This is a genomic window from Chrysanthemum yellows phytoplasma (assembly GCF_000803325.1).
Lineage (GTDB): Bacteria > Bacillota_I > Bacilli_A > Acholeplasmatales > Acholeplasmataceae > Phytoplasma > Phytoplasma asteris.
The window spans coordinates 1-348 of record NZ_JSWH01000243.1; the positions used below are offsets into that span (position 1 = coordinate 1).

Annotated in this window: 1 protein-coding gene; it reads right to left on the reverse strand. The window is 20.4% G+C overall.

The genetic code is table 11. The features are described from left to right. Window positions 1-286: hypothetical protein (locus tag OL66_RS03490; RefSeq protein WP_156956365.1), on the reverse strand; the 286-nt coding region annotated here is incomplete at its 3' end. Between the last annotated feature and the right edge of the window lie 62 nt (window positions 287-348).

Sequence of the window (348 nt, forward strand, 5' to 3'; positions counted from 1 at the left end):
AAGAACCATAAAATTTAAATGAAGGTGCAAAATTGATTAAAATATCTGAAAATTTATATTTTATTTCTTCTAAAGAAGAAACTCCTAAATGACTAGGTCTAGTTAAATCCAAATTCAAACTTTTTAAAATATTATAATAAGATAAATTTGGTGTATTTGATTTTTTATTATTTACTTCTTTCAAAGTTACGTAACTTTTTGAACTATCTGTTAAACTTAATTTTTTTGATTTATTCAAATGGTTTCTATTTGATGTTGAAGAAGAAGCAATATCTTCTTTTTCCATAGCAAATATGTGGTTTTGATTAAATTTATTAAATAATAAAATAAACAAAACAAAAACAAATG